A 20,710-nucleotide genomic window follows, 5' to 3' on the forward strand; every position below is an offset into this window, starting at 1 on the left:
CTCTAGCCGAAGGCGGCCCAGCAGATCACACATGTGCCACCTCCATGCCATGGGCGCCGCCCATCATCAGGCCAATCTCATCCACCGTCAGGCCGGTGGTCGGGCGCGGTGCGCTCAGCCGACCTTCGTTCAAGGCCGCAAAACTGTCCGAGATCTCCATCAGCTCATCCAGATCCTGCGAGATGCAGATCACCGCTGTGCCTTTCGCCGCAAGATCGAGTATGGCTTGCCGGATCGACGCGGCCGCCGCGGCATCCACCCCCCAGGTTGGCTGGTTTACCACCAACACATCAGGGTTTTGCAGCACTTCGCGTCCAATCACGAATTTCTGCAGGTTACCGCCGGACAAGGACCGCGCTGCGTTTTCGGGCCCGGGCGTGCGAACGTCGAAGGCTTCGATGATCTTTTCGGCAAAACTCCGGGTTTCGGACCATTTCAAGAAGCCATTTTTCTCAAGCCCTTCCCGCACAGATCCGGTCAGCAAAGCGTTTTCGGTCAGGCTCATGTCGGGTGCCGCTGCGTGGCCTAACCGTTCCTCGGGCGCGGTCAGAACGCCCAGCTTACGGCGCGCTGTCGGGCCGAGCTTGCCGATCGCCTGACCGTTGAACTTGATTGCATCCGCCGATGTCAGGATTTCCCCGGACAACACGCCCAGCAACTCATCCTGCCCGTTTCCGGCAACGCCACCGATGCCCAGAACCTCGCCCTTGCGGACCGTCATGTGCACATTGCGCAATGCGGTGCCGAATTCCGAAGGCGAGGGGACTGACAGCCCGCTGACATCCAGCGCGACCTCGCCCAGTTCCCGGCCCGAGCGTTCGGGCGTCTGCAAGGTTGACCCGACCATCATCTCGGCCATGTCACGCGCCGAGGTTTCAGCGGGGACACATTCGCCCACGTTCTTGCCCAGACGCAGGATCGTAGCATGGTCGCATAGCGTTCGGATTTCCTCCAGTTTATGCGAGATATACAGGATCGAGGTTCCCTCGGAGCGTAGCTTGTTCAGCGTCTCAAACAGAATATCGACCTCTTGCGGGGTCAGAACCGAGGTCGGTTCGTCCATGATCAGCAGCTTGGGGTCCTGCAACAGGCAGCGGATGATCTCGACCCGCTGGCGTTCGCCTGCGGACAGGTCGCCAACCGTGCGAAACGGGTCCAGCGGAAGGCCATAAGTTTCCGAAACTTCGCGAATGCGCGATGCCAGATCCCCCATCGGGGGCGGGTTCTCCATCCCCAGCGCGATATTCTCGGCCACGTTCAGCGCGTCAAACAGCGAAAAATGCTGGAACACCATCGCGATCCCATCCGCACGGGCCGCGCGGGGTTCGGGCGGCGCAAACGGATTGCCGCGCAGTTTCATGGTGCCGCTGTCCGGCTTCACAAGCCCATAGATCATTTTTACCAGCGTGGATTTCCCCGCGCCGTTTTCACCTAGCAGTGCGTGCACCTCGCCTTCACCGATGTCAAAAGACACCTGATCATTGGCCACAACACCGGGGTAGGCTTTGGTCAGCCCTTGCAAGCTCAAAAGTGGAATGGTCACGCGCTCAGGTCCTTCTTCAACTCGTTTTGCAGGGCCGGGCGCAGCAATTGTGCAGCGACGCCCACGGCGATCATATGTGGATGCTTCCCCATCGACGGGTCACCGATCGGGCAGGTGATCCGGCTTATCCGTTCAGGCGGATGTCCAAGGGCGGCCAGCCGCGACCGGAATCGCGCCCATTTCGTAGCCGAGCCGATCAGCCCCGCAAAGCCAAAATCGTGCAAAAGCAGTCTGTTGCACAGTTCAAAGTCAAGGCTATGCGAGTATGTCAGCACAAGATGTTCGGCGGCACATGGGGCGTGGCGGACCAGCTCGGCCGGTTTTGCCGCCGGAACAATTGTCACGCCCACTGGCACAGCTGCCGGAAAGCGCTGACGGCTGGTGTCCACCCAGGTGATCGCAAGATCGGGAAGCGGGGACAGCACATCCACCAGCGCCCGGCCGACATGGCCCGCGCCCCAGATCCACAGATTGCGCGTGGGCTTGTGAACGGGTTCAACCATCCAGCCGTCAATTAGCTGCGGTTCAGGCGCAATCCCCTGTCCGCGCGCCGTCGCCAGCATTCGCTTGACCGACAGGGGCATCGCGCCATCCTTGGTCGGGCGCGCGATGACGGCATCGTCCAGATCATTGACGGTTTTTGCGTCGTAGACTTCGCTCAGCAGCGACACGGCACCGCCGCAGCATTGCCCCAACTCGGGTCCAAGCGCATGATGCGTCAGGCGGGTTGGCGTGGTTTGCAACCGCGCGGCATGTGCCGCCTGGTATTCCAGTGTTCCGCCGCCGATTGTGCCGCTTTGCCCGCCGTCCCAGACCAGCATGGCGGCACCAACTTCACGTGGAGACGACCCTTTGATCCCGGCGATGACCACCCGGACCACTTTGCCGTGGGTTTTGACCGCCTCCCTCAAAGCCTCAAGGTCAAATCCCATCAGATGCCTCCCTTCATCCTCTGGACGCCGCGCCAGACTTCTTCGGCGGTGGCGGGCGCATTGAGTGCCGGATAAGTATCCCCGCAGGCCGCCACCGCATTCGAAAGCGCCAGCCAGGCTGATATTCCCAGCATGAACGGGGGTTCCCCCACGGCTTTCGAGCGATAGATGGTGTCCTCTCGGTTCTCGCCATCCCAAAGTGCGACGTTGAATATGTCGGGCCGGTCGGAACAGGCCGGGATCTTGTAGGTTGAGGGCGCATGCGTGCGCAGGTTGCCGTTTCCGTCCCAGACCAGTTCCTCGGTCGTCAGCCAGCCCGCACCTTGCACGTAACCGCCTTCGACCTGTCCGACATCCAGCGCCGGGTTCAGCGAAGCGCCCGCGTCATGCAGGATATCTGTGCGCAGAATGCGGTTCTCGCCCGTCAATGTGTCCACAGCCACCTCGGTGACCGAAGCACCATAGGCGAAATAGTAAAACGGGCGACCGCGCCCCGCGATCCGGTCCCATTCGATCTTGGGCGTTTTATAAAAGCCGGTGGCCGACAGGCTTATGCGACCCTGATAGGCCAGTGCGGCAGCTTCGGCGAACGTGTACCGTTCTTCACCAACCGAAACGTGGCCATCCGTGAAAGTGACCGCAGAAGGGTCGGCCTGATGCCGTTCAGCCAGATAATCGGCCATCCGGTCGCGGATCGTATCGCAGGCCGCTTTCACTGCCATGCCGTTCAGATCGCTGCCCGAAGACGCCGCCGTGGCTGACGTATTCGGCACTTTGGCTGTATCCGTGGCGGTGATCTTGACCATCTCAAGCGGGATGCCAAAACGCGACGCGGCCACTTGTGCGACCTTCTGGAACAGGCCCTGACCCATCTCGGTGCCACCATGATTCAGGTGCACCGAACCATCCTGATACACATGCACCAGCGCACCGGCCTGGTTCAGATGGGTCAGCGTGAAGGAAATTCCGAACTTGACCGGAGAAAAGGCGATGCCCTTCTTGATCACGCTGTTTTCGGCGTTCCATTTCGAGATGGCTGCCTTGCGCGCGGCATAGTCGCTGGACTTCATCAGCGCTTCGGTCATGCCATGCAGTTCGAAGTCGCTGACCTCCATGCCGTAGGGTGTCGTGTTGCCGCCAGCGGGCAGGGGGCGGACCGGGGCGGCCCCTGTTTCCACCGCGCCACGGCTGGTCAGGTCTTCGTGCGGGTCGGGATGACCCAGCGGTTTCTCGTGGGGTTGGACTTCGGCAACCTTGTGCGCGGGCTCGTAATAGTTGCGGCGGCGCAATTCCACCGGGTCCAACCCAAGTTCATGCGCGGCGTGGTCCATCACCCGTTCGATGGCAACCATCCCCTGCGGGCCACCAAACCCGCGATAGGCGGTGGCTGACTGCGTGTTGGTCTTCAACCGATGGCTTTCAATCCGGGCATTGGGCAGCAGGTAGGCATTGTCAGAATGCAGCATCGCACGGTCGGCGACGGGCAGGGACAAGTCCTGCGCCCAGCCGCAGATCGCGTATTGCAGAAAGGACACGCCCTGAATGTGGCCCTGTTCGTCAAACCCCGCGCGATAGGAAATTCGGAAGGCGTGGCGTTTGCCGGTGATGATCATGTCATCATCGCGGTCATAGCGCATCTTGCAGGCTTTGCCGGTTGCCCGTGCCGCCACCGCGCAGGCAACGGCCAGCGCGTTCCCCTGGCTTTCCTTGCCACCGAATCCGCCACCCATGCGCCGGGTTTCGACGCGGATCGCATGCATGGGCAGGCCCACAGCGTCCGCCACCTTGTGCTGTATCTCGGTCGGGTGCTGGGTCGAGCTGTGGACCAGCATGTCGCCGCCTTCATTCGGCACGGCAAGCGCAGCCTGACCTTCCAGATAGAAATGCTCCTGACCGCCGATCTCGAACGTTCCGTCGATGACGTGTGTGGCGCTTTCAATCGCGGCGTCCGCATCGCCCTTGGCATAGATGCGGGGCCCGTCTTCAAATCGGCTGTTTGCGGCCAGAGCCTCTTCCACCGTCAGGATCGGTGTTTCCTCGGCATAGTCGATCTTGCCCAGCCGAACCGCCTTGCGGGCGGCCAGATGGCTGGTGGCAACCACAAGGAAAACAGGCTGACCGATATAGTGAACCGTCCCGTCGGACAGCAAAGGCTCGTCATGGATCGAGGGCGAAACATCGTTGGCAAAGGGCAGGTCCTGTGCCGTCATGACCTTGACGACCCCGGCTGCCGCTTTCACGGCAGACAGGTCCATCGCGGTAATCGTGCCCTTGGCGATCGGGCTCAGGCCAAAGGCCAGATGCAATGTGCCCTTTGGCGTCGGGATGTCGTCCACATATCGGGCGGAACCGGATACGTGCAGCGGTGCCGCGTCGTGGGGAAGGGGTTTGGTTACGCTCATGCCGATACCTCCAGCACGTTGGTCACTTGGCCCTGATCCTCAAGGAAGTACCGTTCCAGCATCGCTTTGGCGGTCTCAAGCCTGTACGTGGCCGAGGCGCGCATATCCGTAAGCGGTGAATAATCGTTGGCAAAAGCGGGCAGCGCAGCGTCAATCGTCTCGCGCACCCACGGCTGGCCGATCAACGCGGCCTCGACATGGGTTGCCCGTTTCGGAATGCCGGCCATACCGCCAAACGCGATGCGCGCATCTGCCACCTGTCCGTCCGAAATGGTAATGTTGAAACATCCGCACACCGCCGAGATATCCTGATCGAACCGTTTGCTCAGCTTGTAGCATTTCAGCCGGTCCGCCTGACGCAGGAAGCTGACGGCTTCGACAAACTCACCCGGTGCGCGGTCCTGTTTCCCGTAATCGATGAAGAAGTCTTCCAGCAGCACCGACCGGCGTTCATCACCTTTGCGCAGGTGCAGCGTCGCACCCAATGCAATCAGCGCGGGCGGGTTGTCTCCGATTGGCGAGCCATTGGCGATGTTGCCGCCCACAGTGGCCGCGTGACGGACCTGAACACTGGCATAGCGCCGGATCATTTCGGCATAGGATGGGTGAATGTCCGCCAAGGCGTCGCCCATACGGTTCATATCGACCATGGCACCGAAACGAATTTCTTCGTCGGTGATCGTGATCTCTTTAAGATCGTCACAGCGGTTCAGGAAGATCACCGGATCAAGATCGCATAGTTGCTTGGTCACCCAAAGCCCAACGTCTGTTGCGCCCGCAACCAAAGTGGCATTCGGGTTCTCGGCATACACAGCAGCCAGCGCGTCGGACGAGCCCGGCAGCATGGGTGAGGCGGCAGGCGTTGCGACAGGCTTGTCTTTGACCCAGACAGGCACGGGCTGTTTCTCGGCCGCTTCGGCTGCGCGAATAATGGGAGCGTAACCCGTGCAACGGCACAGATTACCGGCAAGCTGTGTATCGTGATCCGTCGCGCCATTGGTGTGGCCGGCCACCATCGACATGACAAAACCGGGCGTGCAAAAGCCGCATTGCGAACCGTGCAGGTCAACCATGGCTTGCTGAACCGGATGGACCTCGCCATCGGGGCTGCTGGCGCCTTCGACGGTTCGAACCGCCTTGCCATGCAACTGCGGCAGGAACAGGATGCACGAGTTCAGGGCCTTTGCGCCACCCGCATCCGTCACCATGACAGTACAGGCACCGCAATCGCCTTCGTTGCAGCCTTCCTTGGTGCCGGTCAGGCCACGATCTTCACGCAGCCAATCCAGCAGAGTGGCCGTCGGATTGATATCCGTCAGCTCCACTGTCTCTCCGTTCAGAAGAAACGTGATGTCCATTCGAGAAACCCGTCGCCTTACCCGGTTGCGCCCTGGTGGTGCCCTCCTTCGATGCGACGTAGAAAGAGTGGCGGGCGGATAGCTTGCCAATGGATGTTAGAAACAGCATGCGTGATCTGGCAAGAAAAACTGCCTGTATGATGCATCATTACAGCCAAATGGCGTGGATTTGCGCACCCTGTTTAAATATCAGTTGCTTGAAACTAAAGCGTTTTTTTGTCAGTGAAGATACCGCTTCCCGAAGCACCTTCTGGAAAATCCGAATAATCGAAAACGATTATTTAGCCAAACAACGGCGCAGGTTCCGGCTTTTGCATGCCTCGCGGCTAGGGTAGCCTGCCGTTTATGAGCAGTACCCCCCGATTCATTCACCTTCGTGTTCACACCGAATATTCCCTTCTGGAAGGGGCTGTGCGGCTGAAAAAACTGCCTGCCCTGTGCGAGAAGATGGGGATGCCTGCCGTTGCGGTGACTGACACGAATTCCATGTTTTCAGCGCTGGAATTTTCGGTGACAGCCAGTCAGGCCGGTGTCCAGCCGATCATGGGATGTCAGGTTGATCTGACTTATGTGCAGTCGCAACCGGGGGAAAAACAAAAATCGCCCGCGCCGCTTGTTCTGCTGGCACAGTCCGAGGCGGGGTACGAGAACCTGATGAAGCTGAGCACGTGCCTTTACGTGGACAAGGGCGGGCAGTTGCCGCAGGTCACGCTGGACGAGCTTGCGGACCGCGCCGACGGGCTGATCTGCCTGTCCGGAGGGCCTGACGGGCCGGTGGGCCGCCTATTGCAACAGGGGCAACGTCCGGCGGCCGAGGCGCTGGTGGATCGGCTGGCCGCGATTTTCCCGGATCGTCTGTATATCGAACTCCAGCGTCACCCAGGTGAAGACGGCCAACCCGAGGCTGAACGCCAGACCGAGCGCGGCCATATCGAGATGGCCTATGCCAAGAACCTGCCGCTGGTTGCCACCAATGACGTCTATTTCCCGACCTCGGACATGTACGAGGCCCATGATGCGCTGATCTGTATCGCCGAAGGGGCTTATGTCGACCAGCAGGAAGGTCGCCGCCGCCTGACCGCACAGCATTATTTCAAGTCGCAGCAGGAAATGGTGACGCTGTTCGCTGATCTGCCCGAGGCCATTGAGAACACGGTCGAGATCGCGCGCCGTTGCGCCTTTATGGCTTATCGCCGCGATCCCATCCTGCCGAAATTCGCCGATGACGAGGTCGCTGAACTGCGCCGCATCGCCAATGAAGGCTTGCAGAAACGTTTGGCGGTAATCCCCCATGCGGTGACGCCCGAGGAGTATCAGGAGCGGTTGGATTTCGAACTTGGCATCATCGAAGGCATGGGCTTTCCTGGTTACTTCCTGATCGTTGCCGACTTTATCCAATGGGCCAAGGATCACGATATTCCGGTTGGGCCGGGGCGGGGGTCGGGTGCGGGCTCGCTGGTGGCTTATGCGCTGACAATCACCGACCTCGACCCGCTGCGTTATAGCCTGCTGTTTGAACGGTTCCTGAATCCCGAACGGGTTTCGATGCCCGACTTCGATATCGACTTCTGCATGGATCGCCGCGAAGAGGTGATCCGCTACGTGCAGCAGAAATACGGGCGCGACAAGGTGGGGCAGATCATCACTTTTGGTGCCTTGCTGTCCAAGGCCGCCGTTCGTGATATCGGGCGGGTGCTGCAAATGCCTTACGGGCAGGTGGACCGTCTGTCCAAGATGATCCCTGTGGAAGGCGTCAAACCGGTTTCCATCGAAAAAGCCCTGAAGGACGAGCCGCGCCTGCGGGAAGAAGCGCGCAACGAAGAGGTGGTGGATCGTCTGCTGACATACGGCCAGCAGGTCGAAGGGCTGCTGCGCAACGCCTCGACCCACGCGGCTGGGGTTGTGATTGGCGACCGGCCTCTGGACGCGCTGGTGCCGATCTATCAGGACCCGCGATCCGACATGCCTGCGACCCAATTCAACATGAAATGGGTGGAACAGGCCGGGCTGGTAAAGTTCGACTTTCTGGGTCTGAAAACCCTGACCGTGATCCAGAACGCGATGGACCTGATCTTCAAGTCCGGACGGAAGCTGCATATCGCCGCCGATGGCACCGAGCTTTACGAACCTGCCGAGGGGGCCGAGAACCAGATCAACGCCATCCCGCTGGATGACGAGGCGACGTATAAGCTCTATTCAGCGGCCAAGACGGTCGCGGTGTTCCAGGTGGAAAGCTCGGGCATGATGGACGCGCTCAAGCGCATGAAACCCACCTGCATCGAGGATATCGTGGCCCTTGTGGCGCTCTACCGCCCCGGCCCGATGGAAAACATCCCGACCTATTGCGAGGTCAAGAACGGGCTGCGCGAGATCACATCTGTTCATCCGCTGATCGACCACATTCTTGATGAAACTCAAGGCATTATCGTCTATCAGGAACAGGTGATGCAGATTGCGCAGGTCATGGCCGGGTATTCCCTTGGCGGCGCGGACCTGCTGCGCCGCGCGATGGGTAAAAAGATCAAAGAGGCGATGGATGCCGAACGCCCCAAGTTCGAAAAAGGCGCGGCAGAAAACGGGGTGGATGCCAAGAAAGCCAGCGAAGTCTTCGACCTTCTCGAGAAATTCGCCAATTACGGCTTCAACAAATCCCACGCCGCCGCCTATGCGGTGGTCAGCTATCAAACCGGTTGGTTGAAGGCGAACCATCCGGTCGAGTTCATGGCGGGTGTCATGAATTGCGATATTCATCTGACCGACAAGCTGGCGATCTATTTCGAAGAGGTCCGAAAAGGGCTGGAACTGCCGTATATCCCACCGTGTGTGAACCGCTCTCAGTCCACGTTCGATGTTGATAACGGGCATCTGGTCTATGCGCTGGGCGCACTCAAGAATGTGGGTGTCGAGGCAATGAACCTGATCGTTGCGGGACGCGCGGACAAGCCGTTTTTCAACCTGTTCGATTTCGCCCGCCGCGTTGATCTGAAGAAAGTGGGCAAACGCCCGCTTGAGATGCTGGCCCGCGCCGGGGCCTTTGATGAGCTGGACCGGAACCGCCGCCGCGTGTTTGAAAGCCTAGATGCGCTGGTGCAGTATTCGGCCGCTATCCAAGAACAGAAGAATTCGAACCAGGTGTCGCTGTTTGGCGAGGCCGGGGATGACCTGCCCGAACCACGCCTGTCGCCGACCCCCGACTGGCTGCCGGCTGAACGTCTGAGCGAAGAGTTCAAGGCCATCGGCTTCTACCTCTCTGGTCATCCGCTGGATGACTATATGCCGGCCTTGAAGCGTAAACAGGTTCTGACGCTGGACGAGGTGACCGAGAAAGCCCGTTCTGGCCCGCTGATTGCCAAGATGGCCGGAGTGGTTGCCGGGCGGCAGGAACGGAAATCGGCCAAGGGCAACCGGTTCGCCTTTGCCCAGCTTTCGGACCCGACCGGCGCTTATGAGGTCACGCTGTTTTCCGACACGCTGGAGAAATGCCGCGAGTTTCTGGAAACCGGCGCTCAGGTGGTTCTGACCGTCGAGGCGACGATGGAGTCCGATCAGCTCAAGCTGCTGGGTCGTTCGGTTGGACCAGCGGATTCTGTAGTGGCCGAAGCCGGGGCGACGGGACTGCGCATTTTTGTAGACGAAGCGCGGGCGGTGCCAACGATTGCAACGGTTCTTGAAGAAGCCGCAACCGCCGCCAAGGGTGCGGCCCGCGGCCCGATCCAGCTGCTGTTGCTGGACCCCGGCCTGCCCGGCGACGTCGAAATCGACCTTGGGCGTGTGTTTCCGATCAATCCCCAGATCAAGGGCGCGATCAAATCGCTGGAAGGTGTTATGACCGTCGAAGAGATCTGACACCGCTTTGTTGCCAGACAGTTAGTGCACCGCTAGGCTGACCTTGCAAATATGTCTTCTGATCATGCCACGGGAGGGCGTTGATATGACGATTGCAGGTCTCAATTTCAGAACGATTGCATTAGGGGCGGCGGCATCGCTGGCTTTGGTTTCGGCGACAGCCACGCTTGCGGACGACAAGAAGAAAGAGAACACGATCAAAGGTGCTGTGATTGGGGCCGGGGTTGGGGCCTTGATCGGCGACGGCAAAGGCGCCGCCGCTGGGGCAATTGTTGGGGCGCTGATTGGCGCGAACTCGAAATAAGCGGGGGCGGGATGATGCGTTTGAACGCGATGAAAGTGATCACGACCGCCGCGCTGCTCACTGGGCCCGGTTTTGCCCTTGCGGACCAGGAAGCCGAACAGATGGTGCAAGCGGCGCTGCCGCTCATGTATCACACATGCGCGTCGGTCATCGAAGAGGCTGACGGGAATGAAGAATACATTGTGGACGTGGTCGGCAAGATGACGGCGTTGTCACTTTATAACCGTCAGGTTGACCTCGAAGCTCATGCCAGTTCGGACGAGGAAAAGGCCGCGCTGCGCGAAACATTTGTGGCGGCTCTGAAAGACGGCTGCGCCGGGGATGAAAACGCCCTGCTGGGTGGCGTCGTCGACGACGCGGTGAAATCAACGCTGGGGCTGTAAGCTTTCAGTAATGTGGCGGACGTTCGTCACCAAGGACAACGCCGCCTGACCCTTCCTGTGCGCGCTCGGCCTCGCGGTGCAGCAGCATCTCGACACGGCGGGTCAGCCGGTCAATCTCGGCCTGTTGCCGGGTGACAACCGCGTTCAGATCGTCAACCGTGCGGGTCAGATGGGCAATCTGTTCTTCCAGTTGCTGCATAGGATGCTCCTGTCTTTCAGACTGCACATAGCGACCCTGTGACGCCTTGGCCAGAGAAAGCGCGCCTTGCCCAGATGCGGGCCATGGGATAGACCGCGCGCGGAACAGGTACACTCCCAAGGACGCCCCACATGGCCAAGCCCAAGAAACAGCCCCGCCCCAAGGCCGAAACGCCGAAAGGGTTCCGTGACTATTTCGGCGAGGAAGTCACGCAGCGCACCGAGATGCTGCGGACGATTGCGGGTGTCTATCATCGTTACGGTTTCGACGCGCTGGAAAGCAGCGCGGTCGAAACCGTCGAGGCGCTGGGCAAGTTCCTGCCCGACGTGGACCGCCCGAACGAAGGCGTCTTTGCGTGGCAGGAGTTTGACGAGGGCGGAAATGGCGACTGGATGGCCCTGCGCTATGACTTGACCGCGCCTCTGGCCCGGGTTTACGCCCAGCACCGCAACGACTTGCCCACGCCCTATCGCCGCTATGCAATGGGTCCGGTCTGGCGCAACGAAAAGCCGGGACCTGGGCGCTTTCGGCAGTTCTATCAGTGCGATGCGGATACGGTTGGAACCGCCTCGATGGCTGCTGACGCCGAGATCTGTGCAATGCTGGCCGACACGCTGGAAGAGGTCGGAATTCCGCGCGGCGATTATCTGGTGCGGGTGAACAACCGGAAGGTTTTGACAGGCGTGTTGCACTGTGTATTCGGTTTTGTCTCTGGGGAGGAAGATGAACATCTCGGAGCAATTTACGATGCAATCGAGAAACGGGATGCAGTTCTTCGAACCATTGATAAATTCGACAAAGTTGGTGTCGATGGAGTGCGAGAACTGCTAACCGTTGGCAGGAAAGACAGTTCTGGAGCTTTCATAGAAGGCGTAGGGCTTACGAGCGAGCAAGCAGAGCCAGTTATCGCGTTTCTAACGTCGAAAGGCGGTAGCACAAAAGAAACGTTGGACAATCTGAGAACAGCGGTTGGTGAAAGCCCTACCGGGGCAGACGGTATCAACGAGTTAGAACAGATTGCTTCCTTGTTGAGCGCGCAAGGCTACGGCCCCGACCGCATCGTGATTGACCCCTCCGTCGTCCGTGGCCTGGGCTATTACACCGGTCCGGTCTACGAGGCCGAACTGACGTTCGAAATTTTCGACGAGAAAGGCCGCAAGCGGCAGTTCGGCTCGGTCGCGGGGGGCGGGCGCTATGACGATCTGGTCAAGCGGTTCACCGGGCAAGAAGTGCCCGCGACCGGCGTGTCCATCGGCGTCGATCGGTTGCTGGCCGCGCTGCGCGAAAAGGGCCGGATCAGCGCCCAGGCCAAAGGCCCCGTGGTCGTCACCGTCATGGATCGCGACCGGATGGCCGATTATCAGGCGATGGTGGCCGAGCTGCGCAACGCGGGCATCCGGGCCGAAGTGTATCTGGGCAATCCCAAGAACTTTGGCAATCAGTTGAAATACGCGGACAAGCGCAACTCTCCGGTTGCGGTGATCGAAGGCGGGGACGAAAAGGCAAAAGGCATCGTGCAGATCAAGGACCTGATCCTTGGGGCCAAGATCGCCGAAAGCGCCACGCTGGAGGAATGGAAAGAACGCCCCAGCCAGTTCGAAGTATCGCGCGCTGATCTGGTCGCGAAAGTGCGTGAAATTCTGGACAGTCAGGACTGACCCATGCCCAACCGTTCCCAGATACAGGCCCGTGCCGCGATGATGCGTGTCCGGTTCGAGGCTGCGGGCGCGCAGGTGGTGGATACGCCTCTGTTGCAACCCGCTGAAATGTTGCTGGACCTCTATGGCGAGGATATCCGCGCCCGTGCCTACGTCACCTCGGACGCGCTGCGGGGCGAGCAGATGCTGCGCCCGGATTTCACCCTGCCTGTTGTTCAGATGCACATGCGGGACGGGGCCGAGCCCGCGCGTTATACCTATTCAGGTGAGGTGTTCCGCCGCCAGGAACACGACCCGGACCGTTCGAACGAATATATTCAGGTGGGGTACGAGGTTTTTGACCGCGATGATCCCGCTGGTGCCGATGCCGAAGTGTTTTCGCTGATGGCGCTGCAGTTGCGCGGGCTGCCCCTGCGCGCAGCTACCGGGGATATTGGCATTCTGACCGCGGCTGTCGAAGGGCTTCGCACCACTGACCGCCGCAAGGCCGCGCTGATGCGGCACCTGTGGCGGCCGCGCCGGTTTCGTGCGCTGCTGGACCGGTTTGCAGGGCGTAAACCGGGGCCCGAAGGCCGTGACGCGCTTTTGGACGCGGACGACCCGATGGCGGTTGATGTTCCGATGATCGGCAAGCGTCGCGCGCCCGAGATTGCCGATAGGATCAAAGCCCTGCGCGAAGATCGCGCTGCGCCGCCGATCTCTGACAATGAACTGGCCGGGTTGGAAACGCTGCTGAATGTGCGTGAAACCATGCCCTTCGCGCTGGAACAGCTGCGGGATGTGGCAGTGGATCTGCCGCAGATCACCCCGGCGCTGGACCGGTTAGAGGCGCGGATCGCCGCCCTGCAGGCGCGTGGTGTCGATGTTGCACGGCTGGATTTCGAAGCGTCATATGGCCGGACATCGATGGAATATTATGACGGGTTTGTCTTTGGGTTCTACGCCGAAGGCCGTCCCGACCTGCCGCCCGTCGCCACCGGTGGGCGCTATGATGCGCTGACGCGCCGTTTGGGGGATGGGGCCGAAATCCCCGCGATCGGCGGCGTGATCCGCCCGGACCTGATGCTTGAAATCGAGGAGGCCGCGCTGTGAGTTTGAAACTGGGCGTGCCCTCGAAAGGCCGGTTGATGGAAAAGACCGTATCATGGTTCGAAAAACATGGCATCATGCTGTCCCGCAACGGCTCAGACCGGGAATATGCGGGTAGGGTTGACGGGATTGACGGCGTCTCGCTGGTTCTGTTGTCGGCGGGTGAGATTCCGCGCGAACTTGCGTCGGGCCGTATTCATCTGGGCGTCACCGGCATCGATCTGGTGCATGAGAAGCTGCCGCGCTGGGAACAGCAGGTCGAAGAGATTGCGCAGCTGGGCTTTGGCAAAGCCGATCTGATCATTGCCGCACCCGCCTGCTGGGTCGATGTGGACACGCTGGACGATCTCGATGCGGCAGCAGCAGCATTTCGCAACACCCATGGCCACCGGTTGCGGATCGCCACCAAATATCACCGACTGGTGCGTGAGTTCCTGACCGACGCGGGCGTGGCCGACTACACTCTGGTCGACAGCCAGGGGGCGACCGAAGGTACGGTCATGAACGAAACAGCCGAGGCAATTGCCGATATCACCTCCTCAGGTGAAACCCTGCGGGCGAACCACCTCAAGGTCCTGTCGGATGGCCTGATCCTGCAATCGCAAGCCACATTGTGGCGCAGCCGGGTTGCAGAGGTAGACGCGGCGGACAAGGCGGTTCTGACGGAATTGCTGGATCGGTTGCAGTAATTACAACACACCGATATCCGCAAGGGCACGGTTCAGATCATCGGGCAGGGCGTCGTCCTGCGCGCGCCCTTTCGGCAGGTCGGCTGGTGTATCTTCGGGTTTCAGATACCGCCAACCCTGAAACGGGCGTTTCAAGGCGTTCTGGGTCCGATGTACGTTAGGGTCGAGCACGATGGCGCAGCGGCGGATACCGTCTTCGCCGATCACCTCATCCAGGCGCAGAATGCGCTGACGGCACTGTACGACACCCTTGATGACCCAATAGATTGATCCGCCATTCAGAATCTCGGCATCACGTTTGGGCCACATGCGGGTTACGTGGCGCGGATATCCGTCCTCATAAAGCGACATTCGGCTGTCCTGCCAAGCGATCAGAGAGTCCACGCTTTCCGAACCAACCGAAAGCTTGATGAGGTTCACGTACTTATCCACAGCTTTCCCACAGAGTCGTCCCTTTGCTATCTATCCATTGTAGCTCAGGATTGGCTTTCATCAAGGTGTAGTGGGTGTTAGTCTGGATACCTCTTTCAGCACAGGGAATCACCAATGAGCCGCTTTGCCGCCCCCATCGCCGAGCAGATCTGGGACATGAAATACCGCTTTAAACAGGCGGATGGCACGCCCATCGATCAGACGGTTGAAGACAGCTGGCGACGCATCGCCCGTGACCTCGCGCGGGTCGAGGACAACCCAGATCATTGGGAAGACAGGTTCTACGAGGCACTGGAAGATTTCAAATATCTGCCCGCCGGGCGCATCACTGCTGGCGCAGGTACCGCGCGGCAGGTGACGCTGTTCAACTGTTTCGTCATGGGCACCATCCCCGACAGCATGGGTGGTATCTTTGACATGCTGAAAGAGGCCGCGCTGACCATGCAGCAGGGGGGCGGGATCGGCTATGATTTCTCGACCATCCGGCCGCGCGGCGCGGATGTAAAAGGCGTGGCGGCGGATGCCTCGGGCCCGCTCAGCTTTATGGATGTGTGGGACGCAATGTGCCGCACGATCATGTCCGCGGGTTCGCGCCGGGGGGCGATGATGGCCACCATGCGCTGCGATCACCCCGATATCGAACAGTTCATCACCGCCAAATCCGACCCGGCCCGCCTGCGCATGTTCAACATGTCGGTGCTGGTGACCGATCCCTTCATGGAGGCGGTCAAGGCCGACGGCCCGTGGGAGTTGCAGTTTGATGGCAAGATCTATCACACCGTGCAGGCGCGCGATCTGTGGAACAAGATCATGCAGGCCACGTATGATTATGCCGAACCGGGCGTGATCTTCATAGATCGCATCAATCAGGCCAACAACCTGAGCTACGTTGAAACCATCGCCGCGACGAACCCCTGTGGCGAGCAACCTCTGCCACCTTACGGGGCGTGCCTGCTGGGCTCGATCAATTTGGCGCGGCTGGTGGCCGAACCGTTTGGGGATGCCGCGCATCTGAATGAACCGGCGTTGCAGGAACTGGTCGCGACAGCCGTGCGCATGATGGATAACGTCGTGGACGCCTCGAAATTCCCGTTGGCCGAGCAAGAGGCGGAAGCGCAGGACAAGCGCCGCATCGGGCTGGGCGTGACGGGTCTTGCGGATGCGCTGCTGATGCTGGGCTTGCGCTATGGGTCCGACGAGGCGGCGCGTCAGACGGAACGCTGGTTGCACGCAATCGCCCGCGCCGCATATCTGGCCTCGGTCGATCTGGCTAAGGAAAAAGGCGCGTTCCCCCTGTTCGACGCCGAGAAATACCTGGCCAGCGGCACAATGCAGCAAATGGATGACGACGTCCGCGATGCGATCCGCGAACATGGTACCCGCAACGCTCTGCTGACCTCGATCGCACCCACGGGCACGATTTCGCTTTATGCCGGGAACGTGTCGTCGGGGATTGAACCGGTCTTTGCCTATGCCTACACCCGCAAGGTTCTGCAAAAAGACGGCTCGCGCACCGAAGAAGAGGTCGTGGATTACGCCGTTCAGATGTGGCGCGACAAGTTTGGCGACGCAGCGCTGCCGGACTATTTCGTCAATGCCCAGACCCTGACGCCGTCGGATCACGTCAAGATGCAGGCGGCAGCGCAGAAATGGATCGACAGCTCCATCTCCAAGACCATCAACTGCCCGGAAGATATCAGCTTTGACGCCTTCAAGGACGTCTACATGCAGGCCTGGGATCAGGGCTGCAAAGGGTGCACGACCTATCGCCCCAACGATGTGACCGGCTCGGTTCTGACCGTTTCTGAAAGCGATGACAAGGTGCCGGGGGAAAGCGCGAGTGCGCCTCATGAAATTGAAGGCGGCGACGTCATCTACATGTCCGAACCGCTGGATCGCCCGCAATCGCTGGAGGGGTCGACTTACAAGCTGAAATGGCCCGATAGCGAGCACGCGATTTATCTGACCATCAACGACATCATCATCTCGGGCCGCCGCCGCCCGTTCGAAGTGTTCATCAACTCCAAGAACATGGAGCATTACGCCTGGACACTGGCGCTGACGCGGATGATTTCGGCCGTGTTCCGCCGGGGCGGAGACGTGTCCTTTGTGGTCGAAGAGCTGAAAGCCGTTTTCGACCCGCGCGGCGGGGCGTGGGTGAAAGGCAAGTATATCCCATCGATCCTGGCCGCGATCGGGGGCGTGATCGAACAGCACATGGTTGCCATCGGCTTTCTGGAAGGTGAGGGGATGGGGCTGAAATCCGACCCCCAGGCGCAGGTGGTGAACCTGGACGCGCCACGCGGCAAAGCCTGCCCGTCCTGCGGTCAGTATGACATGGTCATGATCGAAGGCTGCATAACCTGCCGCAGCTGCGGTCATTCCAAATGCGGGTAGATTTGAGGCGGTGCACGAAAGTCAGCACTCATCAATTTGACCCGACAGATTGAGAGCCTGGCCACACTTGTGTGGCCATCGCCCTTCTGGGTGGTGGTTTCAAATTCGAATCATGATCAATCGCAGCCGGTTGAAGTTCGGACAATCAACAACGAACGCGGCACCGGGATTGTTCGCAGGCGGGTATTGATTTCAGGTCGAACACGTATTTTTGATTCACTTCTGCAACATTCTTGTGAATGCTGCATTCCCGTCTCTTTTCCGCCGGATTTTGTGCTGATAAGCAATGATTGAATATCGGGATGTTAAATAGTGCGAGTGGGCAGATGAGAGCCGGAGTTAACGGTCAGGTAGCCATTTCATGGGATCAAACTGAAATTGACGGACTCGAGGACGCGCCTCTGGCGTGTCTGGCCGTCGGCGCGGCTTGGTCATGGCGCGGACAGGCAATAGTGCTGAGCGCAGAGGCCGAGAGCAGCGTCGAACAGATTGGATATGCGCGGGGCGCTGCAACCCGTTTGCAGAACCGCTTTCCGATTGTCCGGGAAATTTCCGGCTACGTGACCGGAGCTTTGACACTTACCAATGGGTCGCAGCGGTTTTCAGCCAACCTTGTTGCCGACACCAATGATGCAGCGCCGACCATCGTTTTCGATGGCGCTTGCCCGCCACGGGATGAAGAATTCTGGATCGTCGACGTGACCGAGGTTGTGATGGTGCACAAGGCGGGTGCTGAAGGCGGTGGGAACGTCGTTGCATTTCCGGCCTGAAGGCGAACTGCATTTTTCTTGATGAAAGCGGTGTGACGGCAACCGTCGCTATGCGCGCAGGGGCCTGTGCTGCCTGCGGCGAACATATCTTTGCAGATATTCGAAACTGCGTTGAATGCCGTGTTGACTCTGCCGGCTTTGCGGATATAAGCGCGGCTTCATTGGTGTTGGTGGCCCCCGCAAGGGGAAGCCTGTCATGAGGGAAACCTCAAGAGGACAACGCCCTTCATAGTTGCCCGTTTGGGCATCGACCTAAAGAAGGAGATCAGCCGTGACCAAACGCACGTCTGCCAAGTACAAAATCGACCGCCGGATGGGCGAAAACATCTGGGGTCGTCCGAAATCCCCGGTTAACCGTCGTGAATACGGCCCCGGCCAGCACGGCCAGCGCCGCAAAGGCAAACTGTCGGACTTCGGTCTGCAGCTGCGTGCCAAGCAGAAGCTGAAAGGCTACTACGGCGACCTGACCGAAAAGCAGTTCCGCCGCATCTATGCCGAAGCCGAGCGTGTAAAAGGCGACACCGGTGAAAACCTGATCGGCCTGCTGGAGCGCCGTCTGGACGCCGTCGTCTATCGTGCCAAGTTTGTACCGACCGTCTTCGCTGCGCGTCAGTTCGTGAACCACGGCCACGTCAAAGTGAACGGCAAGCGGGTCAACATCCCCAGCTACCGTGTCAAAGAAGGCGACGTCATCGAAGTGCGTGACAAGTCCAAGCAGCTGGCTGTTGTTCTGGAAGCTGTTGCCTTGGCCGAGCGTGATGTTCCTGACTACATCGACGCCGACCACTCTAAAATGACCGCAACGTTCGTTCGCGCACCGGGCCTGAGCGATGTGCCGTACCCGGTCATGATGGAACCGAACCTGGTCGTCGAATTCTACGCGAAGAACTGATCTTCGCTTTCCGACCTGGAATTCAGAGCCGCACCTTTGGGTGCGGCTCTTTTCATTTTCAGCCCAGCACAACGATATCTGACGCGCCTGCGCTGCGACGCAGCTCGTGAATGTCTTTTAGTTCCGGGTCGTTGATCCATCCCAGTGCAGCGTCCCGGTTGGGAAAGGAAAGCAGGGCTGCAACGTCAGGCAAGTCCGGTGTGCCGTCCAGCGCGGTTGTTTCAGCAGTCGCGTGTTCGACCTTTCCGCCATGGCGGGCCAGTGCAGGCCCGGCCTGCTCGCGATAAGCGGCCAGAGCGTCGGGATTCTTTACGGTGAGTTTTGCGTAGGCATAGATCATGGCTTTGCTCCTTGATGTGTGGGCAAAAGCTAGGGTGTGATCTGCTTTGCGAAAACGCGTGTATTTGCATCATTGGTATGCGAATTTGCATGTATGGATATTCATTGGGATGATTACCGGGCCGTACTCGCCGTGGTCCGCAGGTGTACCCTGTCCGCCGCGGCACAAGAGCTTGGCGTCAACTACACAACTGTCGCGCGCCGTATAGCCCGCGCCGAAGCGGCGACAGGCGAAGTGCTGTTCGAAAGGCTAACCGACGGGTATCGGCCGACAGAAGCAGCGCACCTTGTCGCCGCGTATGCTGCCCGGATGGAAAGCGCAGAACATGCGATGCTGCGTGGTTTGTCAGGGCGGGATGCCCGGTTGGAAGGGCAACTGACCTTAACCGCGCCGCAACTCTTAATTGCCCATGTGCTGGCTCCGGCGCTGGGTGATTTTGCTCAAAGGCACCCTGCTGTGTCTTTGCAGGTGCGTGCAGCAAACGAGATTCTGGATCTTAATCGGCGCGAAGCCGACATAGCGATCCGGATCAGCCGCAACCCCGGCGATACGTTGAAAGGTCTGCGCCTGACGCAACAGCACAGCGCTTGTTTTGCCACGCCTGAATGGGCCGCGCGAATGCAGCAAGATCCGAACGCGCCCGTGGATTGGTTGCTTTATGAGAAGCAGCCGAACCTGCCGGACGGCGTCGACAATATCTATCCGAACTCGCGCATACATATGCGTTTTGATGACATGGTCGCGATGGCGGGTGCCGCACAATCAGGGTTGGGCGTTGTGCGTATGCCGGTGTTTCTGGGCCGCTCACTTCGGGGCTTGGTGCAGGTTCCGGTTCTTTCACCGCAACCCTACGCAGATATCTGGATCGTGGCGCACCCGGATGTTTGGCCTTCGGCGAAACTGGTCGCGTTCCGCGATATCGCGGTGCCCTTTTTTAAACAAAAACGCCCGCTGTTTACGGCGTGATCAAATCGGCAAAGGTCGTCCTTCGGCGATTGCTTCCATCGCGAAATACGACGTGACGCTGTCCAGCTCGACCTTTTCGATCAGCCGTTGATACACCTTGTCGTAAGACGCCATATCCTGTGTGACGACTTTCAGCTGATAATCGTAGTCACCACCAATCCGATGAAAATCCACGACCTCGGGGATCGTCAGAACGTGGCTGCGAAAGGCCTGTAGCCACTCGGCCGAATGATGCCGCGTGCGCAGCATGACAAAGACCACAAGGCTCAGGCCCAATTTCTCGCGTGCGATGCGGGCGGTTGAACCGATCAGGACGCCATCTTCGTTCAAAGCCTTCAGCCGCCGCCAGCAGGCGTTCTGCGAAAGCCCCACACGATCCGCCAATTCCCGTTGCGACAGGGTGGCGTCCTTCTGCAGTTCTTTCAGAATGCGTGTGTCAATTTGATCCAATTTTGATGCCATTACTGATCATATGACACAAAGATTTTAAAATCTATGCAATAATAGGTG

18 protein-coding genes are annotated in these 20,710 nt (G+C 59.6%); 10 read left to right on the forward strand and 8 right to left on the reverse strand.

Annotated features, from left to right (window positions below; genetic code table 11):
- Positions 1–25: 25 nt before the first annotated feature.
- Genes ACR0AP_RS05565 through xdhA form a run of 4 tightly spaced genes read right to left on the reverse strand, consistent with a single transcriptional unit; the run spans position 26 to position 6,235 of the window.
- On the reverse strand, positions 26–1,543 hold the full coding sequence (locus tag ACR0AP_RS05565; RefSeq protein ID WP_480488998.1) for an ABC transporter ATP-binding protein: 1,518 nt from the start codon (positions 1,541–1,543) through the stop codon (positions 26–28).
- The gene (gene xdhC, locus ACR0AP_RS05570; RefSeq protein ID WP_480505857.1) at positions 1,540–2,475 is read right to left on the reverse strand and encodes a xanthine dehydrogenase accessory protein XdhC; all 936 of its coding nucleotides are present in this window, start codon (positions 2,473–2,475) and stop codon (positions 1,540–1,542) included. The genes ACR0AP_RS05565 and xdhC overlap by 4 nt, the downstream gene beginning before the upstream one ends.
- On the reverse strand, positions 2,475–4,877 hold the full coding sequence (gene xdhB, locus ACR0AP_RS05575) for a xanthine dehydrogenase molybdopterin binding subunit (RefSeq protein ID WP_480505858.1): 2,403 nt from the start codon (positions 4,875–4,877) through the stop codon (positions 2,475–2,477). Before xdhB ends, xdhC begins: the two co-directional genes overlap by 1 nt.
- On the reverse strand, positions 4,874–6,235 hold the full coding sequence (xdhA, locus tag ACR0AP_RS05580) for a xanthine dehydrogenase small subunit (RefSeq protein WP_480505860.1): 1,362 nt from the start codon (positions 6,233–6,235) through the stop codon (positions 4,874–4,876). Before xdhA ends, xdhB begins: the two co-directional genes overlap by 4 nt.
- A 345-nt stretch (positions 6,236–6,580) precedes the next feature.
- Between xdhA and dnaE the strand changes: the two genes are divergently transcribed.
- From dnaE to ACR0AP_RS05595, 3 genes are all read left to right on the forward strand, one after another.
- Positions 6,581–10,081 carry a DNA polymerase III subunit alpha gene (dnaE, locus tag ACR0AP_RS05585; RefSeq protein WP_480505862.1) on the forward strand — a complete coding sequence of 1,167 codons (3,501 nt, stop codon included), beginning with the start codon at positions 6,581–6,583 and terminating at the stop codon, positions 10,079–10,081.
- 85 nt (positions 10,082–10,166) lie between these two features.
- Positions 10,167–10,385 carry a hypothetical protein gene (locus ACR0AP_RS05590; RefSeq protein WP_209504828.1) on the forward strand — a complete coding sequence of 73 codons (219 nt, stop codon included), beginning with the start codon at positions 10,167–10,169 and terminating at the stop codon, positions 10,383–10,385.
- Between the two features lie 11 nt (positions 10,386–10,396).
- Positions 10,397–10,768, forward strand: coding sequence for a hypothetical protein (locus ACR0AP_RS05595; protein ID WP_480505864.1), 372 nt, complete (start codon positions 10,397–10,399; stop codon positions 10,766–10,768).
- A 4-nt stretch (positions 10,769–10,772) separates the two neighbouring features.
- Here the strand turns inward: ACR0AP_RS05595 and ACR0AP_RS05600 are convergent, their stop codons facing one another.
- Entirely contained in the window at positions 10,773–10,967 is a 195-nt protein-coding gene (locus tag ACR0AP_RS05600; RefSeq protein WP_209504826.1) for a SlyX family protein, read from the reverse strand.
- 131 nt (positions 10,968–11,098) lie between these two features.
- On the opposite strand from ACR0AP_RS05600, the gene hisS reads away from it, so the two are divergent.
- From hisS to hisG, 3 genes are read left to right on the forward strand one after another with little or no spacing between them, the layout of a single operon-like run.
- On the forward strand, positions 11,099–12,625 hold the full coding sequence (gene hisS, locus ACR0AP_RS05605; protein ID WP_480505866.1) for a histidine--tRNA ligase: 1,527 nt from the start codon (positions 11,099–11,101) through the stop codon (positions 12,623–12,625).
- A gap of 3 nt (positions 12,626–12,628) precedes the next feature.
- On the forward strand, positions 12,629–13,717 hold the full coding sequence (locus ACR0AP_RS05610) for an ATP phosphoribosyltransferase regulatory subunit (RefSeq protein WP_209598065.1): 1,089 nt from the start codon (positions 12,629–12,631) through the stop codon (positions 13,715–13,717).
- Complete coding sequence (gene hisG / locus ACR0AP_RS05615; RefSeq protein WP_480505868.1) at positions 13,714–14,403, forward strand: ATP phosphoribosyltransferase; 690 nt, start codon at positions 13,714–13,716, stop codon at positions 14,401–14,403. Before ACR0AP_RS05610 ends, hisG begins: the two co-directional genes overlap by 4 nt.
- Here the strand turns inward: hisG and ACR0AP_RS05620 are convergent, their stop codons facing one another.
- Positions 14,404–14,835 carry a DUF1489 family protein gene (locus ACR0AP_RS05620; RefSeq protein ID WP_480505870.1) on the reverse strand — a complete coding sequence of 144 codons (432 nt, stop codon included), beginning with the start codon at positions 14,833–14,835 and terminating at the stop codon, positions 14,404–14,406.
- A gap of 114 nt (positions 14,836–14,949) precedes the next feature.
- Between ACR0AP_RS05620 and ACR0AP_RS05625 the strand changes: the two genes are divergently transcribed.
- The 3 genes from ACR0AP_RS05625 to rpsD all read left to right on the forward strand — a co-directional run bounded on the left by ACR0AP_RS05625 (position 14,950) and on the right by rpsD (position 18,894).
- Positions 14,950–17,232: an adenosylcobalamin-dependent ribonucleoside-diphosphate reductase gene (locus ACR0AP_RS05625; RefSeq protein ID WP_480505872.1), complete on the forward strand. Its 2,283-nt coding sequence runs from the start codon at positions 14,950–14,952 to the stop codon at positions 17,230–17,232.
- Positions 17,233–17,558: 326 nt separating this feature from the next.
- Positions 17,559–18,002 (forward strand): hypothetical protein, encoded by a 444-nt coding sequence (locus ACR0AP_RS05630; protein WP_209504820.1) that lies wholly within the window; start codon positions 17,559–17,561, stop codon positions 18,000–18,002.
- A gap of 271 nt (positions 18,003–18,273) precedes the next feature.
- On the forward strand, positions 18,274–18,894 hold the full coding sequence (gene rpsD / locus ACR0AP_RS05635) for a 30S ribosomal protein S4 (RefSeq protein WP_170374584.1): 621 nt from the start codon (positions 18,274–18,276) through the stop codon (positions 18,892–18,894).
- A 58-nt stretch (positions 18,895–18,952) separates the two neighbouring features.
- Here rpsD and ACR0AP_RS05640 read toward each other — a convergent pair whose 3' ends face one another.
- On the reverse strand, positions 18,953–19,234 hold the full coding sequence (locus tag ACR0AP_RS05640; protein ID WP_480505874.1) for a DUF1330 domain-containing protein: 282 nt from the start codon (positions 19,232–19,234) through the stop codon (positions 18,953–18,955).
- 93 nt (positions 19,235–19,327) lie between these two features.
- Here ACR0AP_RS05640 and ACR0AP_RS05645 point away from each other — a divergent pair, with 93 nt between their 5' ends.
- Positions 19,328–20,200 carry a LysR family transcriptional regulator gene (locus tag ACR0AP_RS05645; RefSeq protein ID WP_480505876.1) on the forward strand — a complete coding sequence of 291 codons (873 nt, stop codon included), beginning with the start codon at positions 19,328–19,330 and terminating at the stop codon, positions 20,198–20,200.
- Here the strand turns inward: ACR0AP_RS05645 and ACR0AP_RS05650 are convergent, their stop codons facing one another.
- Positions 20,201–20,662, reverse strand: a complete 462-nt coding sequence (locus ACR0AP_RS05650) for an Lrp/AsnC family transcriptional regulator (RefSeq protein ID WP_480505878.1) — start codon at positions 20,660–20,662, stop codon at positions 20,201–20,203.
- Positions 20,663–20,710 lie beyond the last annotated feature (48 nt).

The organism is Ruegeria sp. AF7, assembly GCF_056541885.1.

Coding starts and splice junctions, on each gene's coding strand:
- xdhC (WP_480505857.1), bottom strand. CDS start 2,475: ATGGGATTTGACCTTGAGGCTTTGAGGGAGGCGGTCAAAACCCACGGC.
- xdhB (WP_480505858.1), bottom strand. CDS start 4,877: ATGAGCGTAACCAAACCCCTTCCCCACGACGCGGCACCGCTGCACGTA.
- xdhA (WP_480505860.1), bottom strand. CDS start 6,235: ATGGACATCACGTTTCTTCTGAACGGAGAGACAGTGGAGCTGACGGAT.
- dnaE (WP_480505862.1), top strand. CDS start 6,581: ATGAGCAGTACCCCCCGATTCATTCACCTTCGTGTTCACACCGAATAT.
- ACR0AP_RS05590 (WP_209504828.1), top strand. CDS start 10,167: ATGACGATTGCAGGTCTCAATTTCAGAACGATTGCATTAGGGGCGGCG.
- ACR0AP_RS05595 (WP_480505864.1), top strand. CDS start 10,397: ATGATGCGTTTGAACGCGATGAAAGTGATCACGACCGCCGCGCTGCTC.
- ACR0AP_RS05600 (WP_209504826.1), bottom strand. CDS start 10,967: ATGCAGCAACTGGAAGAACAGATTGCCCATCTGACCCGCACGGTTGAC.
- hisS (WP_480505866.1), top strand. CDS start 11,099: ATGGCCAAGCCCAAGAAACAGCCCCGCCCCAAGGCCGAAACGCCGAAA.
- ACR0AP_RS05610 (WP_209598065.1), top strand. CDS start 12,629: ATGCCCAACCGTTCCCAGATACAGGCCCGTGCCGCGATGATGCGTGTC.
- ACR0AP_RS05625 (WP_480505872.1), top strand. CDS start 14,950: ATGAGCCGCTTTGCCGCCCCCATCGCCGAGCAGATCTGGGACATGAAA.
- ACR0AP_RS05630 (WP_209504820.1), top strand. CDS start 17,559: ATGAGAGCCGGAGTTAACGGTCAGGTAGCCATTTCATGGGATCAAACT.
- ACR0AP_RS05640 (WP_480505874.1), bottom strand. CDS start 19,234: ATGATCTATGCCTACGCAAAACTCACCGTAAAGAATCCCGACGCTCTG.
- ACR0AP_RS05645 (WP_480505876.1), top strand. CDS start 19,328: ATGGATATTCATTGGGATGATTACCGGGCCGTACTCGCCGTGGTCCGC.
- ACR0AP_RS05650 (WP_480505878.1), bottom strand. CDS start 20,662: ATGGCATCAAAATTGGATCAAATTGACACACGCATTCTGAAAGAACTG.